5 protein-coding genes are annotated in these 7,300 nt (G+C 38.3%); all 5 read left to right on the plus strand.

Going from position 1 to position 7,300, the window contains the following annotated elements; genetic code table 11:
* Nucleotides 1-116: 116 nt before the first annotated feature.
* The gene (locus ACZLXV_RS12205) at nt 117-1,631 is read left to right on the plus strand and encodes a sugar ABC transporter ATP-binding protein (protein WP_022225209.1); all 1,515 of its coding nucleotides are present in this window, start codon (nt 117-119) and stop codon (nt 1,629-1,631) included.
* Nucleotides 1,624-2,709 (plus strand): ABC transporter permease, encoded by a 1,086-nt coding sequence (locus ACZLXV_RS12210; RefSeq protein WP_367334908.1) that lies wholly within the window; start codon nt 1,624-1,626, stop codon nt 2,707-2,709. The genes ACZLXV_RS12205 and ACZLXV_RS12210 overlap by 8 nt, the downstream gene beginning before the upstream one ends.
* Complete coding sequence (locus ACZLXV_RS12215; RefSeq protein WP_482383599.1) at nt 2,706-3,728, plus strand: ABC transporter permease subunit; 1,023 nt, start codon at nt 2,706-2,708, stop codon at nt 3,726-3,728. Before ACZLXV_RS12210 ends, ACZLXV_RS12215 begins: the two co-directional genes overlap by 4 nt.
* Before the next feature lie 259 nt (nt 3,729-3,987).
* Nucleotides 3,988-5,481, plus strand: a complete 1,494-nt coding sequence (gene araA / locus ACZLXV_RS12220; RefSeq protein WP_482383600.1) for an L-arabinose isomerase — start codon at nt 3,988-3,990, stop codon at nt 5,479-5,481.
* A 20-nt stretch (nt 5,482-5,501) separates the two neighbouring features.
* The gene (locus ACZLXV_RS12225; RefSeq protein ID WP_367334905.1) at nt 5,502-7,097 is read left to right on the plus strand and encodes a xylulokinase; all 1,596 of its coding nucleotides are present in this window, start codon (nt 5,502-5,504) and stop codon (nt 7,095-7,097) included.
* The last annotated feature ends 203 nt before the right edge of the window (nt 7,098-7,300 follow it).

The following is a 7,300-nucleotide window of genomic DNA, read 5'->3' on the forward strand; positions in this document are numbered from 1 at the left end:
TGAATGCTGTACCGGATTCTCTTATTTTGTTAAAAATATATGAAAGCTTTAAGGTGTTTTTCGAAAAATTAGATTTTTCATATGTTTTTAAGAAAACATGAAAGGAGACGGTGCAGATGAAGGAAAATGAAGTTTTAACCATGCGTGGTATCAACAAAACTTTTCCAGGAGTAAAAGCATTAAGTGGTGTTGACTTTACACTTAGAAAAGGTGAGATACATGCTCTTATGGGTGAAAATGGTGCCGGAAAATCAACACTTATAAAAGTGCTTACCGGTGTATACGATTTTGAAGCCGGTGAGATAAGAGTTGATGGGATTGAAGGACCTGTCATAAATCATTCGACACAGGAGGCACAGCAGAAAGGAATAGCAACAGTTTATCAGGAGGTAAATCTTTGTCCGAATCTTACGGTTGCCGAAAATCTTTTCATAGGAAGAGAGCCAAGAAATGCTCTTGGACTTATCCAGTGGAAAAAGATGAACAAGATGGCACAAAAGATAGTCGATGATCTCGATATAGACATAGACGTTACTGTAACTCTTGAAAATTATTCGGTTGCACTGCAGCAGATGGTCGCAATTGCGAGAGCGGTAGATATGGATTCTAAGGTTCTTATATTAGACGAACCGACTTCTTCACTTGATGACAGTGAAGTAGAAAAGTTGTTTAAGATGATGCTTAGGTTGAAAAAAGAGGGTGTAGGAATTGTATTTGTTACACATTTCCTTGAACAGGTATATGCGGTATGTGATATGATAACTGTTTTGAGAAACGGTGAGCTTGTAGGTGAGTATCCGGTAGCGGAACTACCTAGAGTAGAACTTGTCGCAAAAATGATGGGTAAGAACTTTGATGACCTTGCTTCAATAAAAGAGGCAGAAAGTTCAGTTAAGGATGAGGTTATCATAGATGCAAAAGGACTTGGACACAAAGGAAAAATCAAACCGTTTGACCTTATCATACATAAAGGTGAAGTTATTGGTCTTACCGGTCTGCTTGGTTCAGGACGAAGCGAACTTGCCAGAGTAATCTACGGAGCTGACAAAACACAGAGCGGTACGCTCAAGGTAAAAGGAAAGGAAGTTAAAATAAATTCACCTATAGATGCCATGAAACTAGGAATGGGATTTCTTCCTGATGACAGAAAGGCAGAGGGTGTAATTGCAGACCTTTCAATAAGAGAAAATATAATACTTGCAGTTCAGGCAAAAAGAGGTATGTTCAGACTTTTGCCGAGGGCAGAGCAGGAAAAGATTGCAGACAAATATATCAAAGAAATACAGGTTAAGACGCCTAGCATGGAAGTACCTATAAGCCAGTTGTCAGGTGGTAACCAGCAGAAGGTAATTCTTGGAAGATGGCTTGCAACAAATCCTGATTTCCTTATACTTGATGAGCCTACAAGAGGTATTGATATAGGTACGAAAACAGAAATTCAGAAACTTATAATAAAACTTGCAAAGGAAGGCAAGGCGGTAATATTTATCTCATCTGAGATTGAAGAAATGCTTAGAACGTGTGATAGGATGGTTGTACTTAGAGACGGAGTCAAGGTTGGAGAGATTGAAGACGAAATGACGCAGAATTCTATCATGAAAGCTATTGCGGGAGGTGACAAGGATGAGTAAGGAGAAGAACTCGTTTTGGAAAAAATGCACTGGAAGTAAATTGTTTTTCCCTGCTGTATGTTTGATATTAGTAATTCTTGTTAATGTAATTAAATCACCAAGCTTTTTACAGATTTCAATAAATAACGGTGTATTATATGGAAGACTGATAGATATAGCAAACAGAGGAAGTGAGATAGCCATACTTGCTATAGGAATGACTCTCACGATAGCCGTATCAGCAGGAACAGATATATCTGTAGGTTCGGTTATGGCACTTGTTGCTTCATGTTGCTGTACATCACTTGTAGGATATGGAGTAAGTTCAGCATCAGCAGTTAAACACCCTATCATATTCGGTGTACTGTTTGGAATACTTATAGGCGGTATCTGTGGATGTTTTAACGGTTTTATGGTATCAAAACTTAAAGTACAGCCTATGGTTGCGACGCTTGTACTTTATACGGCTGCAAGAGCGATAGGTCTTGTTGTAAGCAACAACCAGATAACTTATGTGCGTGTAAAAGAGTACAAATATCTCGGAAACTTCTGGCATATAGGAAATTGGGAATGCCCGATACCTACTCCGATATTTGTAGCCATAATATGTGTAATACTTGCTACAATCCTTCTTAAAAAGACAGCGCTTGGAATGTACATACAGGCTGTTGGTATAAATCCAAAAGCAGCGAGAATTATGGGTATCAATTCAGCACTTATAATTTTTATATGTTATGTAATATGTGGTCTTGGTGCAGGTGTTGCAGGAACAGTTGCATCATCAAGAATTTATTCGGCTGATTCAAACAATATAGGTTTGAATTTTGAAATGGATGCAATCCTTGCAGTAGCACTTGGAGGAAACAGCCTTGCAGGCGGTAAATTCTCACTTGCAGGTTCTATCATCGGAGCATATACAATACAGGCACTTTCTACAACACTTCTTGCCTTTGGTGTAAAGACAGAGCAGGCACCTGTTATCAAAGCTATTGTTATTATTATAATTGTTGCGATTCAGGCTCCGGCAATTCAGAGTTATATTAAAAACAGAAAAGCACGCAAGGCTAGTGCTACCGGAGGGGAGGCTGTTGCGAAATGAAGAATAAAAAAATAAAAATTGGCGGCAATAATCTTTTATTGCTTATTACGATAGTTCTTTTTATAGTTATGTACGGTATAGGATGTGTTGTGTATGATGATAAGGGATTTGGTCATTTTCAAACATTTTTAAATCTTCTTATTACAAATGCAGGTCTTATATGTGTAGCCTGTGGTATGACATGTGTAATGCTTACAGGCGGAATCGATATCTCAGTAGGTTCACTTGTCGGACTTGATTGTATGATAATGGCATACGGTATGACAAATCTTAAATGGAGTCCGTTTGTTGCAATAGCAGTTGTACTTATTGTAGGTATTGTGTTTGGTGCGGTTCAGGGATTTCTTATTGGTGTACTTGGTATTCAGCCGTTCATCATATCAATGGCAGGAATGTTCTTTGCAAGAGGTATGATAGCTGTTATCACTACAGAAATGGTAAATATCAACAATGCAACATTTGTAAAATGGGCTGATTGGAAACTTGAACTTCCATTTGGAGGATATACAAATAAACATGGTGTTATGATGAATCCTTTCATCAGAATGCCGGTTATTATAGCACTTATTGTAGTAGCCGCTACATTCATAATATTGAAGTTTACAAAGTTCGGACGTTCACTTTACGCTGTTGGTGGAAGTGAATCATCAGCAAAACTTATGGGATTGAATGTAAAAAAGACAAAGATGAAAGCTTATATGTTATCTTCATTCCTTTGCTCAATCGGTGGAATTTTATATTGTTTGAACAGTATGTGCGGATTCGTCGCTCAGGCAAAATTCATGGAAATGGATGCGATAGCTTCATCAGTAATCGGTGGAACACTTCTTACAGGTGGTGTCGGAAACGTAATCGGAACATTGTTTGGTGTACTCATTAAAGGTACTATTGATACACTTGTACATACAAACGGTAAACTTCTTTCATCATGGTCAAGTATCGCTATTTCAGCATTGCTTTGCTTCTTTATAGTGCTTCAGGCTGTATTTGCACTTGTAAAAGAAAAGAGAAAAGAGTGATAGGAATACAATGTTAAACACTGTCGGTTCCACTACAGGTGTGAACGGTATCCAAATTGAGAAAAAAACCATATTTTTATTTGTAACAATACTTGATTAAATCTTGAATTTAAGGTATTATTAGTATGGTGTTAAGAAAAAACTAAATTATTTTAGGAAAAAATATCATCTGATGTTTTGGGCGGTCTTAACAGCCGGAAACATCAGATGTTGTTGCATTAAAAACAAAAAAATATAACGAGAGGAAAAGGAGAAAAAGATGGAAGTAAAAAATTATAAATTTTGGTTTTGTACCGGTTCACAGGATTTATATGGAGATGAGTGTCTTGCAAATGTTGCAGCACATTCAAAGCAGATAGTTGAAGCGTTAAATGCTTCTGGAAAACTTCCTTTTGAGGTTGTGTTAAAGCCAACCCTTATTACAAATGAACTTATCAGAAAAACATTTAATGAAGCTAACAATGATCCTGAATGTGCAGGTGTTATTACGTGGATGCATACATTTTCACCGGCAAAATCATGGATTTTAGGGCTTCAGGAGTATAGAAAGCCATTACTTCATTTACATACACAGTTTAATATGGAAATCCCATATGATACTATAGATATGGATTTCATGAACGAAAATCAGGCAGCACACGGTGACAGAGAGTATGGTCATATCGTTACACGTATGAAGATTGAGCGCAAGGTTGTCGTAGGACACTGGTCTGACGAAAAAGTTCAGGAGAAGATAGGCTCATGGATGAGAACAGCAGTAGGTGTTGTTGAGAGCAGCCATATCAGAGTTATGCGTGTTGCTGACAACATGAGAAACGTTGCCGTTACTGAAGGTGACAAGGTAGAAGCTCAGCTTAAATTTGGCTGGGAAGTAGATGCATATCCTGTAAATGAGATTGCAGAGGCAGTAGCAGCAGTTTCAGAGTCAGATACAAATGCACTTGTCGATGAATATTATGACAAATATGACATTCTGCTTGAGGGCAGAGACCCGGCAGAATTTAGAAAGCATGTCGCTGTACAGGCTCAGATAGAAATTGGTTTTGAAAGATTTTTAAAGGAAAAGAATTATCAGGCAATAGTAACTCACTTTGGTGACCTTGGTGCACTTAAACAGCTTCCGGGACTTGCTATTCAGAGACTTATGGAAAAAGGTTATGGATTTGGAGCAGAGGGTGACTGGAAAGTTGCAGCTATGGTTCGTCTTATGAAAGTTATGACAGCAGGCATGAAAGATGCAAAAGGAACATCAATGCTTGAGGATTACACATACAATCTTGTTCCGGGCAAAGAGGGAATACTTGAAGCTCATATGCTTGAGATATGTCCGTCAATCGCAGAGGGACCAATTCAGATTAAGTGCCAGCCGCTTTCTATGGGTGACAGAGAAGACCCGGCAAGACTTGTATTTACATCTAAGAATGGTCACGGTATTGCAACATCACTTATTGACCTTGGAAACCGTTTCAGACTTATCATCAACGATGTTGAGTGCAAACAGACAGAAAAGCCAATGCCAAAACTTCCGACAGCTACAAACTTCTGGACACCGGAACCTGACCTTCATACAGGAGCAGAGGCATGGATTCTTGCCGGTGGTGCACATCATACAGCATTTACATATGACCTTACGGCAGAGCAGATGTGTGACTGGGCTGCTATGATGGGAATTGAAGCAGTAGTTATAAACAAAGATACAAATATCAGAGATTTCAAGAGAGATCTTATGCTTGGTGACATTGTTTATCGTTAGAAATCAGGAGGAAAATATAAATGAAAGATATAATTGAAAGCGGAAAGACAGCCCTCGGTATCGAGTTCGGTTCTACAAAGATAAAAGCAGTTCTTATAGATGAAAACAATAACCTTATTGCGACAAGTGGTCACAAATGGGAAAACAAATATGAAAACGGTGTATGGACATACAGCCTTGATGATATTTGGAAAGGACTTCAGGACTGCTACAGTAAACTTGCTGCAACAGTAAAAGAAAAATATGACGCTGAAATCACAAAAATCGGTGCTATGGGATTCAGTGCAATGATGCACGGTTACATGGCTTTTGACAAAGATGATACTCTCTTAGTTCCATTCAGAACGTGGAGAAATACTATAACATCAGAAGCTTCTGATAAACTTACAGAAGTATTTGATTTCAATATTCCACAGAGATGGAGTATTGCACATCTCTATCAGGCAATTTTAAATAAAGAGAGCCATGTAAAAGACGTAGATTTCTTCACAACTCTTGCCGGATATATTCACTGGCAGCTTACAGGCAAAAAAGTTCTCGGTGTAGGTGATGCATCAGGAATGTTCCCTATTGACAGTACAACAGGAACATATGATGAAAAAATGCTTGGTCGGTTTGATGAACTTGTTGCACCTGAAGGATTTTCTTGGAAACTTAAAAATATCCTTCCGGGAGTTTTGTCAGCAGGCGAAGATGCAGGCGTTCTGACAGAAGAAGGAGCAAAGAAACTTGACGTTTCAGGAAAGCTTCAGGCAGGAACTCCTATATGTCCTCCTGAAGGTGATGCAGGAACAGGAATGGTTGCAACAAACAGTATTGCTGTAAGAACAGGTAATGTTTCAGCAGGAACATCCGTATTTGCAATGATTGTTCTTGAGAAGAGACTTAAGAAAGCATACAGACAGATAGATATGGTTACAACTCCTGTAGGAGATGCAGTTGCAATGGTACATTGTAACAACTGTACATCTGAGATAAATGCATGGGTTGACCTTTTCGGTGAGTATTCAAAGCTCATGGGATTTGAAGTAACACCGGAAGAGATATTTGACAAATTATTTAAACAGGCATTGCTTGCAGAAAAAGACGGTGGCGGAATTGTTGCTTACAACTATTTCTCAGGCGAGCATGTAACAGGATTTGAAGAGGGACGCCCATTACTCGTAAGAGAGACAAACGCTAAATTTAATCTTGCAAACTTCATGAGAGTACAGCTCTATACAGCACTTGGTGCATTAAAGACAGGTCTTGACATTCTCTTTAAAGAGGAAAAAGTTGAAGTTGACTCAATCTTTGGTCATGGCGGATACTTTACAATAAAGGGTGTAGGACAGAAGATTCTTGCAGGAGCCATCAACACACCTGTATCAGTTATGGAAACAGCAGGAGAAGGTGGAGCATGGGGAATCGCAATCCTTGCATCATATATGGTAAATAAAAAAGACGGACAGTCACTTCAGGACTACTTAAGCAAAGAAGTATTTGCAAACCAGAATGGTGAAGTCGTAGACCCTGATCCAGAGGATGTAAAGGGATTCGATGAATTTATTGAGAAATATACAAAGTGTCTTGCAATCGAAAGAGCAGCAGTTGATAATCTTAAAAATACAAGATAGTATATAGTGATTAGACAGTTTTAAGAATATTAAAAGCCGGTGAATTATATCATAATGATTCATCGGCTTTTTTCTTGCCAACTTTTTTTTCACATAGTATACTTAATAGGTAATTGCGAAACTCGCTAAGCTTGTTTGCAATCTTAACTGAAAATAGGGATGAATTTGTGAAAAGCACAAATTCTAAGCTGAAAAGTTGACAA

The organism is Butyribacter sp., from assembly GCF_056818865.1.

Bases quoted from the DNA above. Each gene is read 5' to 3' on its own strand.
- ACZLXV_RS12205 (WP_022225209.1), top strand. From the start codon at position 117: ATGAAGGAAAATGAAGTTTTAACCATGCGTGGTATCAACAAAACTTTT.
- ACZLXV_RS12210 (WP_367334908.1), top strand. From the start codon at position 1,624: ATGAGTAAGGAGAAGAACTCGTTTTGGAAAAAATGCACTGGAAGTAAA.
- ACZLXV_RS12215 (WP_482383599.1), top strand. From the start codon at position 2,706: ATGAAGAATAAAAAAATAAAAATTGGCGGCAATAATCTTTTATTGCTT.
- araA (WP_482383600.1), top strand. From the start codon at position 3,988: ATGGAAGTAAAAAATTATAAATTTTGGTTTTGTACCGGTTCACAGGAT.
- ACZLXV_RS12225 (WP_367334905.1), top strand. From the start codon at position 5,502: ATGAAAGATATAATTGAAAGCGGAAAGACAGCCCTCGGTATCGAGTTC.